Source organism: Pseudomonas sp. GL_135, assembly GCF_057834665.1.
Window position 1 is genome coordinate 4,085,195 of sequence record NZ_CM174408.1, and the last position, 16,932, is coordinate 4,102,126.

16 protein-coding genes are annotated in these 16,932 nt (G+C 60.0%); 7 read left to right on the forward strand and 9 right to left on the reverse strand.

Going from position 1 to position 16,932, the window contains the following annotated elements:
- Positions 1-62: 62 nt before the first annotated feature.
- The 6 genes from AC3ISG_RS18150 to acs all read right to left on the reverse strand — a co-directional run bounded on the left by AC3ISG_RS18150 (position 63) and on the right by acs (position 7,510).
- On the reverse strand, positions 63-827 hold the full coding sequence (locus AC3ISG_RS18150; RefSeq protein WP_122537825.1) for an ABC transporter ATP-binding protein: 765 nt from the start codon (positions 825-827) through the stop codon (positions 63-65).
- Between the two features lie 21 nt (positions 828-848).
- On the reverse strand, positions 849-1,961 hold the full coding sequence (locus AC3ISG_RS18155) for a succinylglutamate desuccinylase/aspartoacylase family protein (RefSeq protein WP_489297618.1): 1,113 nt from the start codon (positions 1,959-1,961) through the stop codon (positions 849-851).
- A 1-nt stretch (position 1,962) separates the two neighbouring features.
- Positions 1,963-2,661: an ABC transporter permease gene (locus AC3ISG_RS18160; RefSeq protein WP_122537547.1), complete on the reverse strand. Its 699-nt coding sequence runs from the start codon at positions 2,659-2,661 to the stop codon at positions 1,963-1,965.
- The gene (locus tag AC3ISG_RS18165; protein ID WP_489297619.1) at positions 2,658-3,347 is read right to left on the reverse strand and encodes an ABC transporter permease; all 690 of its coding nucleotides are present in this window, start codon (positions 3,345-3,347) and stop codon (positions 2,658-2,660) included. Before AC3ISG_RS18165 ends, AC3ISG_RS18160 begins: the two co-directional genes overlap by 4 nt.
- 91 nt (positions 3,348-3,438) lie before the next feature.
- Complete coding sequence (locus AC3ISG_RS18170) at positions 3,439-4,215, reverse strand: ABC transporter substrate-binding protein (RefSeq protein WP_122537545.1); 777 nt, start codon at positions 4,213-4,215, stop codon at positions 3,439-3,441.
- 1,339 nt (positions 4,216-5,554) lie between these two features.
- Entirely contained in the window at positions 5,555-7,510 is a 1,956-nt protein-coding gene (acs, locus tag AC3ISG_RS18175; RefSeq protein ID WP_489297620.1) for an acetate--CoA ligase, read from the reverse strand.
- A 448-nt stretch (positions 7,511-7,958) separates the two neighbouring features.
- Here acs and AC3ISG_RS18180 point away from each other — a divergent pair, with 448 nt between their 5' ends.
- Positions 7,959-8,225 carry a DUF2790 domain-containing protein gene (locus AC3ISG_RS18180; RefSeq protein ID WP_122624628.1) on the forward strand — a complete coding sequence of 89 codons (267 nt, stop codon included), beginning with the start codon at positions 7,959-7,961 and terminating at the stop codon, positions 8,223-8,225.
- Between the two features lie 124 nt (positions 8,226-8,349).
- Here AC3ISG_RS18180 and AC3ISG_RS18185 read toward each other — a convergent pair whose 3' ends face one another.
- Positions 8,350-9,903: a sigma-54-dependent transcriptional regulator gene (locus AC3ISG_RS18185; protein WP_489297621.1), complete on the reverse strand. Its 1,554-nt coding sequence runs from the start codon at positions 9,901-9,903 to the stop codon at positions 8,350-8,352.
- Between the two features lie 275 nt (positions 9,904-10,178).
- Between AC3ISG_RS18185 and phhA the strand changes: the two genes are divergently transcribed.
- From phhA to AC3ISG_RS18210, 5 genes are all read left to right on the forward strand, one after another.
- The gene (gene phhA, locus AC3ISG_RS18190; protein WP_489297622.1) at positions 10,179-10,967 is read left to right on the forward strand and encodes a phenylalanine 4-monooxygenase; all 789 of its coding nucleotides are present in this window, start codon (positions 10,179-10,181) and stop codon (positions 10,965-10,967) included.
- A 49-nt stretch (positions 10,968-11,016) separates the two neighbouring features.
- Positions 11,017-11,373 (forward strand): 4a-hydroxytetrahydrobiopterin dehydratase, encoded by a 357-nt coding sequence (locus tag AC3ISG_RS18195; protein ID WP_074890313.1) that lies wholly within the window; start codon positions 11,017-11,019, stop codon positions 11,371-11,373.
- 1 nt (position 11,374) lies between these two features.
- Complete coding sequence (locus tag AC3ISG_RS18200; protein WP_489297623.1) at positions 11,375-12,571, forward strand: amino acid aminotransferase; 1,197 nt, start codon at positions 11,375-11,377, stop codon at positions 12,569-12,571.
- 179 nt (positions 12,572-12,750) lie between these two features.
- Entirely contained in the window at positions 12,751-12,888 is a 138-nt protein-coding gene (locus AC3ISG_RS18205; protein ID WP_163022140.1) for a hypothetical protein, read from the forward strand.
- A gap of 248 nt (positions 12,889-13,136) precedes the next feature.
- The gene (locus AC3ISG_RS18210; protein WP_122537538.1) at positions 13,137-14,351 is read left to right on the forward strand and encodes an MFS transporter; all 1,215 of its coding nucleotides are present in this window, start codon (positions 13,137-13,139) and stop codon (positions 14,349-14,351) included.
- Between the two features lie 15 nt (positions 14,352-14,366).
- Here the strand turns inward: AC3ISG_RS18210 and arfB are convergent, their stop codons facing one another.
- Positions 14,367-14,780 carry an alternative ribosome rescue aminoacyl-tRNA hydrolase ArfB gene (arfB, locus tag AC3ISG_RS18215; RefSeq protein WP_065986956.1) on the reverse strand — a complete coding sequence of 138 codons (414 nt, stop codon included), beginning with the start codon at positions 14,778-14,780 and terminating at the stop codon, positions 14,367-14,369.
- A gap of 53 nt (positions 14,781-14,833) precedes the next feature.
- A complete protein-coding gene (locus tag AC3ISG_RS18220) occupies positions 14,834-16,258 on the reverse strand; it encodes an amino acid permease (protein ID WP_205484442.1) in 1,425 nt (474 codons plus the stop codon).
- A gap of 483 nt (positions 16,259-16,741) precedes the next feature.
- On the opposite strand from AC3ISG_RS18220, the gene AC3ISG_RS18225 reads away from it, so the two are divergent.
- Entirely contained in the window at positions 16,742-16,879 is a 138-nt protein-coding gene (locus AC3ISG_RS18225) for a hypothetical protein (protein WP_163022139.1), read from the forward strand.
- The last annotated feature ends 53 nt before the right edge of the window (positions 16,880-16,932 follow it).

Consider the following 16,932-nt stretch of genomic DNA (forward strand, 5'->3'; position numbering starts at 1 on the left):
TGAATGACGCGCAGCATGAACCGTTCTGAAGCAAAACGCACCGCTCTCACAGGGCGGGCTCGCTACTTCAAACTGCCGGACAGGAACTGCTGCAAACGCTCGGATTTCGGATTGACCAGCACTTCACGGGGATTGCCGCTTTCTTCGACCAGACCCTTGTGCAGGAAGATCAACTGGTTCGACACTTCACGGGCGAAGCCCATTTCGTGGGTCACCACCACCATGGTCCGGCCTTCCTGGGCGAGCGCCTGCATGACTTTCAGCACGTCGCCGACCAGCTCTGGGTCCAGCGCGGAAGTCGGTTCGTCAAACAGCATGACTTCCGGCTCCACTGCCAGCGCCCGGGCAATCGCCACGCGCTGCTGTTCGCCGCCGGACATGTGCCCCGGGTAAGCGTCCTTACGGTGATAAACGCCAACCTTGTTCAGATAATGTTCGGCCTTTTCCAGGGCCTCTTTCTTCGGCACACCCAGGACATGCACCGGCGCTTCGATGATGTTTTCCAGTGCGGTCATGTGCGACCACAGGTTGAAGTGCTGAAACACCATCGACAGGCGCGAACGCATGCGTTGCAGCTGTTTGGGGTCAGCCGCTTTCAGACCACCGTTCTTGTTGGAGACAAGTTTCAGCTCTTCATTGTTGAGCAGGATGCGCCCTGATTTCGGCTGCTCCAGCAAGTTGATGCAGCGCAGAAAGGTGCTTTTACCCGAGCCGCTGGAGCCGATGATGCTGATGACATCACCGGCCTTGGCGGTCAGCGAGACGCCTTTCAGCACTTCGTGACTGCCATAGCACTTGTGCAGGTCCTGGACTTCCAGTTTGTTCATGATGTCGGTTCTCACAAGTAATCAGTCACTGAGCAGGCGGCCGCTGCGCAACGGGGTGCGGCCGGCCACTTTGGCCATCCAGAAACCCGGCTGGGCGTAACGCAATTTTTCGATGGCGAACAGCACGCCGGCCGTACCGGCACACACGGTGGTGGCGCGATCAGTCAACGGGTCGATGACTTCGAACAGCGGTTCGCCGGGCTCGACCCAAGCCCCCGCCGGACGCAAGAAAGTCAGCACGCCGGGATGGGGCGCATAAATCATTTCGGTGCCTTCGAACGGCATGCCTTCGCACGCTTCATGGCCGGGTTGCGGCCAATCGCCACTGATCAGGCCTTGCTCGGCCAGGAACGCCAGAATGCCTTCGGCGTAGGCCTCGGCTTCAGCCTTGCCGGTGTTGGTCTGGCCGCCCAGTTCCAGAGTGGTCGCCAGGCAGGCCAGCGGGATCTGCGCGTCCGGGAACTGCTTGGACAAACGCAGCCACGGTAACGAACAGGCTTCGTCGAACGAACTGCCGCCGGAATCTTCAGCCAGCAGCGCAACCGTGACGCCGAGATGCGCCGACAACGACCGCCATTGCGGCCAGTGCTGGGGCAAGGCGTACATGTGCAGCGAAGCGTCGGTGTCGCAATGCAGGTCCAGCACCACGTCGGCGTTGCAGGCGTGACCCAGCAAGACGCGCTGCATGCCCGCCAGTTCGCTGCCCGCCGGCGGTAACTGCTCAAGCACGTCGGCCATGGCCTGACGAATCAGTTTGACGTTGGCGTGGGGGTCGTCACCGAGCTTCCCTGCCAGCGCACGGGCCACAGGCTCGCTCAATTCGGTGAAATCGCGATTGAAATTCTTGCCACTGCCGTACTCGAAACGGCCCTGATGGTTGCCCTGCAGCAACTGGCCCAGACCGATCGGATTGGCGACCGGCACCAGCTCGATGACGCCCTTGAGCAGGCCCTGTTCTTCCAGCTGGGTCAGGCGTTTCTTCAATTCCCAGGCGGTGCGCATGCCCGGCAGCTCATCGGCGTGCAGGCTGGCCTGAATGTAGGCCTTGCGCTCGCCCTGACCGAAACGGAACACACTCAGGGTGCGCTGGGTGCCGAGGTTGCCCCACGGTAAATCGTGATCGATGCGCTGCATATCAGTGCTTCCTCGGGGCGAGGTAACTGAGCCAGCGGCGCTCGGCCAGCTTGAACAGTTTCACCAGAATGAACGTCAGGCACAGGTAGAAAACGCCTGCGGTGATGTAGGCCTCGAACGGCAGGTAGAACTGGGCGTTCACAGCACGCGCCGCACCGGTGATGTCCATCAGCGTGACGATGGACGCCAGACTGGTGGTCTGCAGCATCATGATCACTTCGTTGCTGTACTGCGGCAGCGCCCGGCGCAGGGCCGACGGCAGCAGAATGCGGCGGTACATTTTGGCTTTTGACATACCCATCGCTCGCGCCGCCTCGATCTCGCCCGGCGGCGTGGACTTCAGGCTGCCGGCGATGATTTCAGCGGTGTAGGCGCTGGTGTTGATGGCGAAGGCCAGGCACGCGCAAAAGGTAGCGCTCGACAGCCACGGCCACAGAATGCTTTCGCGCACCGCTTCGAATTGCGCCAGCCCGTAGTAGATCAGGAACAGCTGAACCAGCATTGGCGTGCCGCGAATGACGTAGGTATAACTCCAGGCCAGCAGATTGACCCAGGCGATTTTCGACACGCGCATCAGGCCCAGTGGCAGTGCAGCGAGCAGGCCGAAAAACAGCGAGAGCGCGAGCAGTTTGAGGGTGATCAGCAGGCCGCCGAAATACAGCGGCAGGCTTTCCCAGACGACGTTGTAATCGAAAATCATAGGTCTGCCACCCTAACGCCGGCCGAGTAACGTTTTTCGACGTAGCGCAGTACCAGCAGCGAGACACTGGTGATCACCAGGTACATGGCCGCGACTGCGAGGAAGAAAGTGAAGGGCTCGCGGGTGGCATCGGCCGCCTGCTTGGCCTTGAACATCATGTCCTGCAGACCGACCACGGAAATCAGCGCGGTGGCCTTGGTCAGTACCAGCCAGTTATTGGTGAAACCGGGGATCGCCAGACGGATCATCTGTGGAACCAGAATGCGGAAGAACACCCGGCCACTGCTCATGCCGTAGGCCATGCCCGCTTCGGCCTGGCCTTTCGGGATGGCCATGAACGCGCCGCGGAAGGTCTCCGACAGGTACGCGCCAAAGATGAAACCCAGCGTGCCGATGCCGGCCACCAGCGGGTTCAGGTCAATGTAGTCGTCGTGACCGAGCAACTGTGCAACGCGGTTGAGCAGGTCCTGACCGCCGTAGAAAATCAGCAGAATCAGCACCAGATCGGGAATGCCGCGGATCACGGTGGAGTACAGATCGCCCAGCCAGGCCAGCCAGCGCACCGGCGACAGCCGCAATGCCACGCCGATCAGGCCGAGCACGATCGCCAGCGCCATGGAGCACAGAGCGAGCTGCAAGGTCAGCCATGCACCGTCGAGGATGACGGCTCCGTAACCTTTCAACATGTTGTTTGGCCCTCAAGCGCGGGATAGAAAAATGGCGCAATCAGTCGGTGCGGTGACCGGCTGTTTGCGCCATTGACGGCTTTAAACCAACTTACTTGCCGTAGATGTCGAAGTCGAAGTACTTGTCCTGGATGGCTTTGTATTTGCCATTGGCACGGATGGCCGCGATGGCGGCGTTGAGCTTGTCCAGGTCAGCCTTGTCGCCTTTGCGCACGGCAATGCCGACGCCGTCGCCGAAGTAGTTGACGTCGGTGAAGGCCGGGCCGACGAACGCGTAGCCTTTGCCCGATTCGGTGTTCAGGAAGCCGTCCTGCAGCAGGGTGGCATCCGCCACGGTGCCATCGAGACGACCGGCGCCGATGTCCAGATAGACTTCGTTCTGCGAGCTGTACGGCTTGATTTCAGCACCCAGCGGGGCCAGGACTTCCTTGGCGAAACGCTCGTGGATCGAGCCACGCTGCACGCCGATGTTCTTGCCCTTGAGCTCGGTCAGGGCGTCGCTGACGACGGTGCCCTGCTTCATGACCAGCCGGGCCGGGGTGTTGTAGTACTTGTTGGTGAAGTCGACCGACTTCTTGCGGTCTTCGGTGATGGACATCGAGGACAGGATGGCGTCGATCTTGCGCACTTTCAGCGCCGGGATCAGGCCGTCGAATTCCTGTTCGACCCACACGCACTTGACCTTCATCTCTTCGCAAAGGGCGTTGCCGATGTCGTAGTCGAAGCCGACGATGCTGCCGTCCGGCGCCTTCGAGGCAAACGGAGGGTATGCCGCTTCGATGCCGATCTTCATGGGCTTTTCATCGGCGAACACGGGCTGTGCCAATACGGACAGTGCCAGCGCACCCAGCAGCATGAGCTTTTTCATTTCTTGGAACTCCATCGGTATAACGCGACAAATGGCAGTGAGCGAGACGCTCAATGAACAGGAGGAATCAGAAATTGCGACGCGAGGTGCCGGCGGGTCTCTGGGCCCGACAAGCCTTCGGCGAGTGGTCGGCATTTTAGCGGCAGGCTGAAAGTCGATATTTCTTCAATGCGACAACTAGTTACAGAAGCACATGAAATCGTATTCAGGCTAATTGACATCCAAAAAGCTTTATGCAAGTGCCAGAGCTGGCAAACCTATCAACGAAGCAAATAACGCGCCCATTATTGGCAAAGCCTTATGATCCGGCAAGTCCAGCGTGGGAGCGGGTTGATTCGGGGCGATGAAATGCTTGGTTTTCGGGTGGAAACGCCCCACAGCGGGGCGCAAGGTTACGCGAGCGGATGTGCGGTAACAGATCGATAATTCCCGATTCTTCGGGGGACCGTCCGGGTTATTAGGATCAAGAGCGTCCGCCTGGGGGCGGACTGTTTCGCCTTCGGCGAGTTACTTGGAAAAGCACCCCAAGTAACCAAAGGTGCTTGCTCCTGGTTTGGCCCTCCTTCGTCGGGTTCCCTCACTCCGACGACGCTCCGTGGGCCCGCGCCGAACGGACATCCATGTCCTAGCGGCGCTCTCGCGGCATCCATGCCGCTCGGCCCACTCCGCGTCGTCTGCGTTCGGCCTGCACCCAAGTCGCGATTGGCGGTGTTTGAGCCTCTTGCGTATGAAGATCAAAAGCAGATCAAAAGCAGATCAAAGGCAGCTCGAGGGCGGATCAGGGCCGGATTGCGGGCTAAGGATACTGGGGGACTTGTGGGAGCGAGCTTGCTCGCGAAGGCATTGGCACCTCCGCCGAAAATTGGTGTTTGAAATGCAGCATTCGCGAGCAAGCTCACTCCCACAAGGACGGCGATGCGATCAGCATAATTGTTGGCGCCTGGACTGGCCTCTTCCCGGCTAAAGCCGGTCCCACTCACAGCAGCGCATTCAGTTCAGTAGGACTGGCTCCGCCTGTAGGACCGGCTTTAGCCGGGAAGCTTTTGCTGTTGATCTTCTACGCGATAGTCCAGGCGACGCAAAACGCGACTTGGGTGCAGGCTGAACGGAGGTCTCGCGGAGTGGGCCGAGCCGCAGGGATGCGGCGAGAGCGCCGTCAGGACATGGATGTCCGTTCGGCGCGAGCCCACGGAGCGAGACCGGAGTGAAGGAACCCGACGAAGTCGGGCCCAACCGAGAGCAGGCACCCTTGGTTACTTGGGGTGCTTTTCCAAGTAACTCGCCGAAGGCGAAACAGAGGCCGTTAGGCCGACGCCCTTGATCTTATGAAGCAAGACCGTCAGGCAGCAGTCATGGTCTTGTGGGTTTCCACCAGATGCGCCACCACACTCGGGTCAGCGAGCGTCGAGATATCGCCCAGCGCGTCGTACTCCCCGGTCGCGATCTTGCGCAGGATGCGTCGCATGATCTTCCCGGAACGGGTCTTCGGCAGGCCCGGCGCCCACTGGATCACATCCGGCGAGGCGATCGGGCCGATCTCCTTGCGCACCCAGTTGCGCAGCTCGATGCGCAACGCCTCGTCCGGCACCTCACCGCCATTGAGCGTGACGTAGACGTAGATGCCCTGCCCTTTCAGATCGTGAGGCACGCCCACGACCGCCGCTTCGGCCACTTTCGGGTGAGCCACCATCGCGCTCTCGATTTCGGCGGTGCCCATGCGGTGGCCGGACACATTGAGCACGTCGTCGACGCGACCGGTGATCCAGTAGTAACCGTCTTCGTCTCGACGGGCGCCGTCGCCGGTGAAATACATGCCGCGGAAGGTCTTGAAGTAAGTGTCGACGAAACGGTCATGATCGCCATACAGGCTGCGCGACTGACCCGGCCACGAGTCGAGAATCACCAGATTGCCTTCCGCTGCGCCTTCGATGAGGTTGCCCAGGTTATCCACCAGGGCCGGAATCACGCCGAAGAACGGACGGGTCGCCGAACCCGGCTTCAGGGCAATGGCGCCAGGCAGCGGGCTGATCAGAATGCCGCCGGTTTCGGTCTGCCACCAGGTGTCGACAATCGGGCAATTCTTCTTGCCGACCGTGTTGTAGTACCAGTTCCAGGCTTCCGGGTTGATCGGCTCACCCACCGAACCCAACAGGCGCAGGCTCGAACCATCAGCACCGTCTACGGCCTTGGTGCCTTCAGCCATCATGGCGCGAATGGCAGTCGGCGCGGTGTAGAGGATGTTGACCTTGTGCTTGTCGACAATTTTCGACACGCGGGTGATGTCCGGGTAGTTCGGCACGCCCTCGAACAGCAGCGTGGTCGCGCCATTGGCCAGCGGGCCGTAGACGATGTAGCTGTGGCCGGTGACCCAGCCGACGTCCGCGGTGCACCAGTACACTTCGCCCGGACGGTAATCGAACACGCGCTCGTGGGTCAGCGCGGCGTACAGCAAATAGCCCGCTGTGGTGTGCAGCACGCCCTTCGGCTTGCCGGTGGAACCCGAGGTGTAAAGGATGAAAAGCGATTCTTCGGCGCCCATCTCTTTCGGCGCGCAGGTGCTTGAGGCCACGTCCAGCAGCGAGTGGTACCAGATGTCGCGATGACGGTTCCACTCGATATCGCCGCCGGTGCGCTTGCACACGATGACTTTCTGTACGCTCGCCGTTTCCGGGTTGGTCAAAGCACGGTCGACGTTCGCCTTCATCGCGGTTTTCTTGCCACCGCGCAGCCCTTCGTCTGCGGTAATCACTACCTTCGATTTGCAGTCGATGATGCGACCAGCCAGTGCTTCAGGCGAGAAACCACCGAACACCACCGAGTGAATCGCACCAATGCGCGCGCAGGCCAGCATGGCCACCACGGCTTCCGGGATCATCGGCATGTAGATAGTGACGACGTCGCCGCGATGGACATCCTGCCCGCGCAGCGCGTTGGCGAACTTGCAGACTTCTTCGTGCAGTTCGCGGTAGGTAATGTTGCGGCTCTCGGAAGGATCGTCGCCTTCCCAGATGATTGCGATTGAATCACCGCGCTCGGCCAGATGGCGGTCGAGGCAGTTGTAGGAAACGTTCAGGGTGCCGTCGGCGAACCACTTGATGTCGACGCGGTGGTCGTCGAAGGAGGTCTGTTTGACGGTGGTGAATGGCTTGATCCAGTCAAGACGCTGGGCTTGTTCGCGCCAGAAGCCATCGGGGTTGACCACCGACTGCTGGTACATCGCCTTGTAGGTCGCCTCGTCAGTCAGCGTATTGGCTGCCACTTCAGGGCGGACGGGGTACAGGGAAGCCGCACTCATCTTTCTTACCTCGGTGGAAATGTTGTTGTTTTATGACCCTGTTGTATCCGCCGATGGCTGCAAAGGCCATTCGACGATGGTCTTACCGACTCCGAGCATAGCGCCGAAAGCAGCTGAGGTGCCCGGTTTCAGGCAAATCTTCATGTCCCGGCTACGACTAAAGAACCCGTCGAGCCCGGCCAACAACCGAATAACAGCGATTGTTGCCGATTTGCTCAACAGACTTTATCAGAATGGTTTCTATATGAATTCCAGACAGGGGCATAGAATCCGTTCCGCCAACACGGCAAATGATTGATTAACAACAGCCCCCACGCTGGAACATCGATCAACTAAACCCACCCGGTCATCATTCGCTTCACCCAGAGCCCCACAAGGATTCTGCGCACCCTGTCGACCGCACTTTCTGCGTCGCAGTGTTAATGAAGCAACTTAGAGGAAATGAGTAATGAAAGCGGCACTGGTTGTAATGGCTCTTTGTGGTTTCAGCGCCATGGCAATGGCAGAAGAATCCGGCGCAAAAGTGGCCGCCCAGCAACAGCGTGTCGAGGAATATACCTACTCCACCAAGCTGGATATCGCGAAGGTTATTTCGGTGGATGAAGTGCCGAACGTCTGCCAGGTCGTCCCACAGCATATGACCTACGTTGACTCTCAGGGCAAACGCCACGTGCTTGAGTATCAGGTCATGGGCAACGGTTGCAGCAACGGCTGATCAGTTGCGCTCGCCGCTTGTTTCCAAGAGCGCTTACCCGCGAATCGCGGTGTATGAGTTTATATATCCGCTAACAGCATTACCGATTCGCAGGTAAGCGTGCCTCTACAGTCATGAACAACTTTTAACTTTGGCCTATTCCGTAGTGCTTCAACTTATTGGCGACGGTTGTATGGGAAACACTCAATCGCTTGCCTAATAAACGGCTGCTCGGGTGCGCCGCATAGAGCTGCTCAAGTACTGCTTTCTCGAACCGCCCGACAATATCTTCCAGCCCCCCTTCCAGGGAAAACGCTCCCAAGGGTTGTCGCACGCCGTAATCCGGCAGGCGAATATGTTCAGCTTTCACCAGTTTTCCGTCGCACAGCGAAACAGCCTGGAACAATACGTTTTCCAGCTGCCGCACATTGCCGGGCCAGTGGTATTGGCTGAGCCGATCCATTGCCGCTGGCGCCAGCCGGGGTAAGGCGCAACCAATCTGCCGACTGGCCTGATCAATAAAGTGCTCAACCAGCGGCGCGAGACCGTCCAGGCAGTCGCGCAGGGGCGGAATGTGCAGCGATAGCACGTTGAGCCGGTGATAGAGGTCCTGGCGGAATTCGCCACGGGTGCAGAGTTCGGACAAGTCCACTTGCGTGGCACAGATGATGCGCACGTCCAGGTACACCTCCTCGTCGCTGCCGACCCTCCGAAAGCACCCTTCCTGCAGGTAGCGCAGCAGTTTCGCCTGCAACCGTGCACTCATCTCCGCGACCCCGTCGAGAAACAATGTGCCTCCCGAGGTCAATTCCAGCAGCCCCAGCTTGCCTTCGGCTCGTGCACCCTCAAATGCGCCGGGGCCGTAGCCGAACAGCTCGGTCTCAGCCATGGACTCGGAAAACCCCGCGCAGTTGAGCGCCATCATCGGCGACTGGCCGCGCGGGCTGGCCAGGTGACAGGCCCGCGCCAGCAGTTCTTTACCCGTGCCGGTTTCGCCTTCGATCAGCAACGGCACATCCAGCGGGGCCATGCGCCGGGCCTCCCGAACCACCGCGGCCATCACCTTCGAACTCTGAAAAATGCTGTCGAAACCGCGCAGCTCCTGCTTGCGCACGTTATAGATGTGCTCGCCGACCCGGTCGGCGCGGTGGAGTGTCAGCACCGCGCCGGCCATGGCCTCGCTGTCTTCATGCTCGGATTGCAGGGGCGCGATGTCAGCCAGAAAGATGTCGCCTTTGACCTTCACGCGCAGACCGTTGATGCGCGAGCGATTGGCGCGCACCAGTTGCGGCAGGTCGAAATCCTCGGCGTAACGGGACAGCGGAATGCCCGGTACTTCATCAACCCGCACGCCCAGCAGCTGCGCGGCGGCGCGGTTGGCCGCAACGATGGAGCCGCCCATGTCGATGGACAGCACGGGGAATTCCAGCGCGCCGAGCAAGGCATTGAGCTCCATATGCCGACGTTCGCTGGGCATCAGTCCCACACGCTTGACGCCGAATACCCCGGCGATGGTCTCGAACTTCGGCACCAGCGCCTGGAACTGCAGATTGATCAGGTTCGGGCAACGCAGATAAATGGCGTCGCCATGCTCACCGCCCACTTCGCCGCCGGAGACGTTGACGCCGTAAGCCACCAGCAACTCGAGGATGTCGCGCAGGATGCCGACGCGGTTCTGACAATGGACTTTGATACGCATGAAGGGCTCGCGAACGTGGCATCGATTTCGGGTTAAGCCGAGTTTATCGTCAAGAATACGTTACAGCGCAAGCGGTGGATGAGGTACAGCGGTGGTGCATTTGAGCAAGCACCGGCTGTTCGTCACGATTTCTTTACAGATCCGCGAGCACTGCGGCGCTGATCGAACGGCAACCTTGCCCTTCAAGAGCGCCAAATCAGCTATCAATGGCTCAATCGGATTCAAACGCCTCACATCGCTTGCTCCATATAAGAACAAACCATCAGGAGAGCCCCATGAGTACGCATTACGTCGCCCGCGAGCCGGACGCCACCGGATTCATTGATTACTCGGAAGCCGAGCACAGAATCTGGAACACCCTCATCACCCGCCAGCTCAAAGTCGTCGAGGGTCGTGCGTGTCAGGAGTATCTGGATGGGATCGAGCAACTGGCTCTGCCCCACGACCGTATTCCGCAGCTCGGCGAGATCAACCGCGTCCTCGGCGCTACAACGGGTTGGCAAGTCGAGCGCGTGCCGGCGCTGATCCCTTTTCAAACCTTCTTCGAGTTACTGGCGAGCAAGCGATTTCCAGTCGCTACGTTCATTCGCAGCGAGGAAGAACTCGACTACCTGCAAGAGCCCGACATCTTTCACGAGGTTTTCGGACACTGCCCCTTACTGACCAACCCCTGGTTTGCAGAATTTACCCACACCTACGGCAAGCTCGGTCTGGCAGCCAGCAAAGAGCAGCGCGTGTATCTTGCCCGCCTTTACTGGATGACCATCGAATTCGGCCTGGTCGACACGCCCCAGGGGCGCAAGATCTACGGCGGCGGCATCCTCTCCTCGCCCAAGGAAACCGTTTACAGCGTGTCGACAACCCCTGAACATCAGCCCTTCGACCCGATTGAAGCCATGCGCACGCCCTACCGCATCGACATTCTGCAGCCACTCTATTTTGTGCTGCCGGATCTCAAGCGCCTGTTCGACCTTGCCCACGAAGACATCATGGGCATGGCCTGCACGGCATCCGAACGGGGGCTGCACGCGCCGAAGTTCGCCGCCAAGACAAAAGCCGCCTAAACAAAAGCTGCCTGAAACAGCAGCCCGAACCCGATCAAGGAATCTCCCGATGACCGCTCTCAATCAATCCCAATGCGAAGCCTGCCGCGCCGACGCCCCGCAGGTCAGTGACGCCGAGCTGCCGGACTTGCTCAAGCAGATCCCGGACTGGAACATCGAAGTGCGTGACGGCGTGATGCAGCTGGAAAAAGTCTTTCTGTTCAAGAATTTCAAATTTGCGCTGGCGTTTACCAACGCGGTCGGCGAAATTGCCGAGGCCGAAGGTCACCACCCGGGGCTGCTGACCGAATGGGGCAAAGTGACCGTGACCTGGTGGAGCCATTCCATCAAGGGGCTGCACCGCAACGATTTCATCATGGCCTCCCGCACCGACGAGGTGGCCAAAAGCGCCGAGGGCCGTAAGTAAAATGCATTTTTCACAGATCCAGCGCGTACCGGACGATCCCATCCTGGGCCTGATTCAGGCCTATGCCAAAGACCCGAATCCGAACAAGTTCGACCTGGGCGTGGGCGTCTATAAAGATGCGCAGGGCCTGACGACCATTCCCCGCGCGGTGAAAATCGCCGAGCAGCGGCTGGTCGACTCGCAACCCACCAAGAGTTACATCGGTGGCCATGGCGAACCGCGGTTCGGCACGCTGATCTGTGAGCTGGTCATGGGCGCCGACTCACCGCTGATCGGCAGCAAGCGCGTTGGCGCCACCCAGACACCCGGCGGCACCGGCGCGCTGCGTTTGAGCGCGGACTTCATTGCCCATTGCCTGCCGGGCAAGGGCATCTGGCTGAGTGATCCGACCTGGCCGATTCACGAAACCATCTACGCTGCGGCGGGCCTGAAAGTCAGTCACTACCCCTACGTGGGCAGTGACAACACGCTCAACGTGCCGGCCATGCTGGAGACGTTGAGGACCATTCCCGAGGGCGACGTCGTCCTGTTGCATGCCTGCTGCCACAACCCGACCGGGTTCGACCTGTCCCGTGATGACTGGTACGCGGTGCTGGAAATCGTCAAGCAACGCAACCTGCTGCCGCTGATCGATTTCGCGTACCAGGGTTTTGGCGACGGCCTTGAACAAGACGCCTGGGCGGTTCGCCTGTTTGCCGGCGAACTGCCGGAGCTGCTGATCACCAGTTCCTGCTCGAAAAATTTCGGCCTGTACCGCGAGCGCACCGGCGCCTTGCTGGTTTGCGCCGACACCACCGACAAGCTGATGGATGTGCGCAGTCAGCTGTCGGCGACGGCCCGTAATCTGTGGTCGAATCCACCGGATCATGGCGCTGCCGTCGTCGCCGAAATCCTCGGCGATCCTGAATTGAAAGCCCTGTGGGCTGAAGAAGTCGAAGAGATGCGCAGCCGCATTGCGCACCTTCGGGTCGGGCTGGTCGAGGCACTCACGCCGCTGGGTCTGGGCGAACGTTTCGCCCACATCGCCGTGCAGCGCGGCATGTTTTCCTACACCGGCATGAACGACGACCAGGTGGCGCGTCTGCGCAACGAGCACAGCGTGTACATGGTGGCAGCGGGTCGGGCCAACGTGGCGGGGATTGATGCCACGCGACTGGCTGAACTGGCAGCGGCGTTTGCAGCGGTTTGCGAGGACTGAGGCGCTCACCGAGCCGACTTTTTCGAGGGCCGCGCGCATGTTGTAGGAACCCATCCTCACTACATGACCGGCGGCCCGCATTTAAAAGTCTGATTGTCATTTGTACTGCTGTATCCTCCCTGAGCGTTTTAAGACGCGCTGTTCAATTCAGCCGCAACACACTTGTGAGGAGCGATGATATGCATGAAATCCCGAACTTCCCCTTCCCAAGCCAAACCCAGCAAAGTGCAGCAGCCCGCCAGGAACTCGGTCAGCCGATCGAGATGAAAGCCAGCGGTAAGCGTAATGACAGCAGCAAAGCCCAAAGCCCGCGCTGAAGGCCGATTTTTACCGCTGACTGTTCAGCCCCTATGGAAGAGCGTCTTCAAGGTGTATTTCCATAAGGGCCGAATCATTCGCAACAGGCTTCACCTCTGCTTGACCCCGAATCAGATCCGCCCATCCGCTGCTGCCATGAACCTCCGTGCCTCGTTATCATGTGCCCTCGCACGGATTCAAGCGTCTACGCTTCAACCCGATTGACCCCTCGCTATTCTTTTTCCGTCGTAACCGTGGATCTATGCCCATGCCAGACGCTTCGAGCGCTGCCCCTCAACGTCCTATGGCTGTCACGCTGCAGGTTGTTTCCATCGTGCTGTTCACCTTCATCGGCTACCTGAACATCGGTATCCCGCTGGCCGTATTGCCGGGTTATGTGCACACCGACCTTGGCTTCGGCGCGGTGGCCGCCGGGCTGGTCATCAGCGTGCAATACCTCGCCACACTGCTCAGCCGCCCCTTTGCCGGGCGCTTCATCGACACCCGAGGCCCGAAAAAGGCCGTCATCATCGGCCTGTTCGGCTGCGGGTTGAGCGGCGTGTTCATGCTCCTCGCCGACTGGCTCGACGCCTGGCCGATGGTCAGTCTGATCAGCTTGTTCGTGGGCCGTCTGGTGCTCGGCAGCGCAGAAAGTCTGGTTGGCTCCGGCTCGATTGGCTGGGGCATCGGCCGCGTCGGCGCTGCCAACACGGCCAAAGTGATTTCCTGGAACGGTATCGCCAGCTACGGCGCACTGGCCATCGGCGCGCCGCTGGGTGTGCTGCTGGTCAACGCGCTGGGGCTGTGGAGCATGGGCGTCAGCATCATGCTGCTGGCGGCGCTGGGCATTTCCCTGGCCTGGAAGAAAACCCCGGCGCCGCTGGTGCATGGGGAGCGTTTGCCCTTCCTTCACGTGCTAGGGCGTGTGCTGCCCCACGGCACCGGGCTGGCGCTGGGGTCGATCGGTTTCGGCACCATCGCGACGTTTATCACGCTGTATTACGCCAGCCACGCCTGGCCGAATGCGGTGTTGTGCCTGAGCCTGTTCGGCGCCTGTTTCATTGGCGCACGCCTGCTGTTCGGCAACCTGATCAATCGCATCGGCGGCTTCCGTGTGGCGATTGCCTGCCTGTCGGTGGAGACGTTGGGGTTGCTGCTGTTGTGGCTGGCGCCCAACCCGAATCTGGCATTGGCCGGCGCGGCGCTGACCGGCTTCGGCTTCTCGCTGGTGTTCCCGGCGCTCGGCGTTGAAGCGGTGAATCTTGTGCCACCGGCCAGTCGCGGTGCGGCAGTGGGGGCTTATTCGCTGTTCATTGATCTGTCACTGGGGATTACCGGGCCGGTGGCGGGCGCCGTGGCGGCAGGCTTCGGCTTTGCGTCGATTTTCCTGTTTGCCGCGCTGGCTTCGCTGAGCGGGCTGGGGCTGAGCGTGTATCTCTACAAGCACGCGAAGAGGACGCGGGAAAAGCCAGTCGCGAGCTGATCCCGCTTGCGCGGGTCAAAAATCGACTTTGCCCCGCCCTGCCTTGATCGACCCGCGCTTGGTCTTCGACTCCAGTCGACGGGTCTTCGAGCCCAGGGTCGGCTTGGTTGGCCGGCGCTTCTTCTCGACCTTCCCTGCACTGATGATCAACTCACTCAGACGCTCCAGCGCGTCGGCACGGTTCTGCTCCTGCGTCCGGTATTGCTGCGCCTTGATGACCAGCACGCCGTCGCTGGTGATACGACTGTCACGCAGCGCCAGAAGTCGCTCCTTGTAGAACGGCGGCAGCGACGAGGCGTTGATGTCGAAGCGCAGGTGCATGGCGCTGGACACCTTGTTGACGTTCTGACCACCCGCCCCCTGTGCACGGATGGCGGTCAGCTCGACGTCGCTGTCCGGCAGATGGATGTTGTTGGAGATGATCAGCATCGCAACCTATGTCCTGGTTCCAAGCCGCCGCGATTTCACCGGCGGCTCTCGCCTTATTTGATGATCGACGTCCGCTGGGCCATTGACTCGCTGTTGGCCCGGCGCTTGTTCTTGATCAGGTAGAACACCCACATCGCCGCCAGCCAGACCGGGATCGCGTACACCGAAACCCGGATGCCGGGAATCATCAGCATGATCCCCAGAATCAGCACCACAAACGCCAGACAGACATAGTTGCCATACGGGTACCACAGCGCCTTGAACAGCGGCTGCTGGCCGACGCGGCTCAGGTGCTGGCGGAATTTGAGGTGGGAATAACTGATCATCGCCCAGTTGATCACCAGCGTCGCGACCACCAGCGACATCAGCAGCTCAAGGGCGTTTTGCGGCATCAGGTAGTTGAGCAACACGGCAATCAGCGTCACCGCCGCCGACACCAGAATCGCCCGCACCGGAACACCCCGACTGTCGACCCGCGCCAGTGACTGCGGCGCATCGCCCTGCTCGGCCATACCGAACAGCATGCGTGCGTTGCAGTAAGTGCCGCTGTTGTAGACCGACAACGCCGCCGTCAGCACGACGAAGTTGAGTATGTGCGCCGCCGTTGTGCTGCCCAGCATCGAGAACACATGCACGAACGGGCTGCCGCTGTAGGCATCGCCGGAGGCATTGAGGTCAACCAGCAAGGCGTCCCACGGCGTCAGTGACAGCAGCACCACCAGCGAGCCGATGTAGAAAATCAGAATCCGGTAGATCACCTGGTTGATGGCCTTCGGAATGATGGTGCGCGGCTGGTCCGCTTCCGCAGCGGTGAAGCCGAGCATTTCCAGGCCCCCGAACGAGAACATGATGAACGCCAGCGCCATCACGAGCCCGCTCACGCCATGGGGGAAGAAGCCACCCCGATCCCACAGATTGCTCACCGACGCTTGCGGGCCACCCTCGCCGCTCACCAACAGATAACTGCCCAGGGCGATCATCCCCAGGATTGCCACGACTTTGATGATCGCGAACCAGAATTCGGCCTCGCCGAAGACTTTCACATTGGCCAGGTTGATGACGTTGATCATCACGAAGAACACGGCTGCCGAGGCCCACGCAGGGACTTCCGGCCACCAGTACTGAATGTATTTGCCGACGGCGGTCAGCTCGGACATGCCCACCAGAATGTACAAAACCCAGCAGTTCCAGCCCGACAGGAAGCCGGCAAAGCCGCCCCAGTATTTGTGGGCGAAATGGCTGAACGACCCGGCCACCGGCTCTTCGACGATCATCTCGCCGAGCTGGCGCATGATCATGAAGGCGATGAAGCCGCAGACGGCGTAGCCAAGGATCATCGACGGGCCAGCGGATTTCAGAACCCCTGCCGAGCCCAGGAACAGACCCGTGCCAATCGCGCCACCGAGGGCGATCAGCTGGATGTGGCGGTTCTTCAGACCACGCTTCAAGTCACCCGAATGGGACATGTTTTCACTCATTGGCAAATCACCTTGGCGCGCTTGTCTGTGACGGAATCGAACCCGACGCGCTCATGGCGCGACGGAGGAAAACGGAGTGGGTAACCCCGAGGGGTTGGCGTCCGTACGCCGGTGGATCACAGAAAAAACGGGCGCGCATTGTACACCGCTCACACCGGTTTGCGCGGAAGAGTAGGACCGCCTTTAGCCGGGAAGCTGTGATTGTTTGGGCTCTTAATCACACCGCCGACACAATTTTGTCGCGAAAATAATTAACCGAAATCGTAAGCCCCCTAACGTTGTTTTCGCTGCAACTTTTGAAAACCCCGGCGAAATGCCAGCATCCAGCACCCGTTTTTCACTTTGCAACAGCCTGACTATTGAACTAGTTTTTTCAGTGCTTGCTGGCCACGAAGGTCAGCGTGCTTCCATGACGAGGACTTAAAGCGATGCCTTTCGTCCTCGCTGCATTCGGCAAGTACGTCATTCTCAGGAGATTCACCTATGCAAACAGTTGAACTGGCTCTGGAAGAAGAACTGCAATTGGACGATTGGTTTGAAGCACCGACTCATGATGCCGCTGTGGAGATGATGCAGGCCGACGCCGTGGTGCCGTTTGGCACCGCAATGTGGCCGTTCTAAAACAGCTGAAGGGCGAACGTGGCTAACGCGTTCGCCCTCTTGTTTTGAGCATT

Bases quoted from the DNA above. Each gene is read 5' to 3' on its own strand.
- AC3ISG_RS18150 (WP_122537825.1), bottom strand. From the start codon at position 827: ATGAACAAACTGGAAGTCCAGGACCTGCACAAGTGCTATGGCAGTCAC.
- AC3ISG_RS18155 (WP_489297618.1), bottom strand. From the start codon at position 1,961: ATGCAGCGCATCGATCACGATTTACCGTGGGGCAACCTCGGCACCCAG.
- AC3ISG_RS18160 (WP_122537547.1), bottom strand. From the start codon at position 2,661: ATGATTTTCGATTACAACGTCGTCTGGGAAAGCCTGCCGCTGTATTTC.
- AC3ISG_RS18165 (WP_489297619.1), bottom strand. From the start codon at position 3,347: ATGTTGAAAGGTTACGGAGCCGTCATCCTCGACGGTGCATGGCTGACC.
- AC3ISG_RS18170 (WP_122537545.1), bottom strand. From the start codon at position 4,215: ATGAAAAAGCTCATGCTGCTGGGTGCGCTGGCACTGTCCGTATTGGCA.
- acs (WP_489297620.1), bottom strand. From the start codon at position 7,510: ATGAGTGCGGCTTCCCTGTACCCCGTCCGCCCTGAAGTGGCAGCCAAT.
- AC3ISG_RS18180 (WP_122624628.1), top strand. From the start codon at position 7,959: ATGAAAGCGGCACTGGTTGTAATGGCTCTTTGTGGTTTCAGCGCCATG.
- AC3ISG_RS18185 (WP_489297621.1), bottom strand. From the start codon at position 9,903: ATGCGTATCAAAGTCCATTGTCAGAACCGCGTCGGCATCCTGCGCGAC.
- phhA (WP_489297622.1), top strand. From the start codon at position 10,179: ATGAGTACGCATTACGTCGCCCGCGAGCCGGACGCCACCGGATTCATT.
- AC3ISG_RS18195 (WP_074890313.1), top strand. From the start codon at position 11,017: ATGACCGCTCTCAATCAATCCCAATGCGAAGCCTGCCGCGCCGACGCC.
- AC3ISG_RS18200 (WP_489297623.1), top strand. From the start codon at position 11,375: ATGCATTTTTCACAGATCCAGCGCGTACCGGACGATCCCATCCTGGGC.
- AC3ISG_RS18205 (WP_163022140.1), top strand. From the start codon at position 12,751: ATGCATGAAATCCCGAACTTCCCCTTCCCAAGCCAAACCCAGCAAAGT.
- AC3ISG_RS18210 (WP_122537538.1), top strand. From the start codon at position 13,137: ATGCCAGACGCTTCGAGCGCTGCCCCTCAACGTCCTATGGCTGTCACG.
- arfB (WP_065986956.1), bottom strand. From the start codon at position 14,780: ATGCTGATCATCTCCAACAACATCCATCTGCCGGACAGCGACGTCGAG.
- AC3ISG_RS18220 (WP_205484442.1), bottom strand. From the start codon at position 16,258: ATGAGTGAAAACATGTCCCATTCGGGTGACTTGAAGCGTGGTCTGAAG.
- AC3ISG_RS18225 (WP_163022139.1), top strand. From the start codon at position 16,742: ATGCAAACAGTTGAACTGGCTCTGGAAGAAGAACTGCAATTGGACGAT.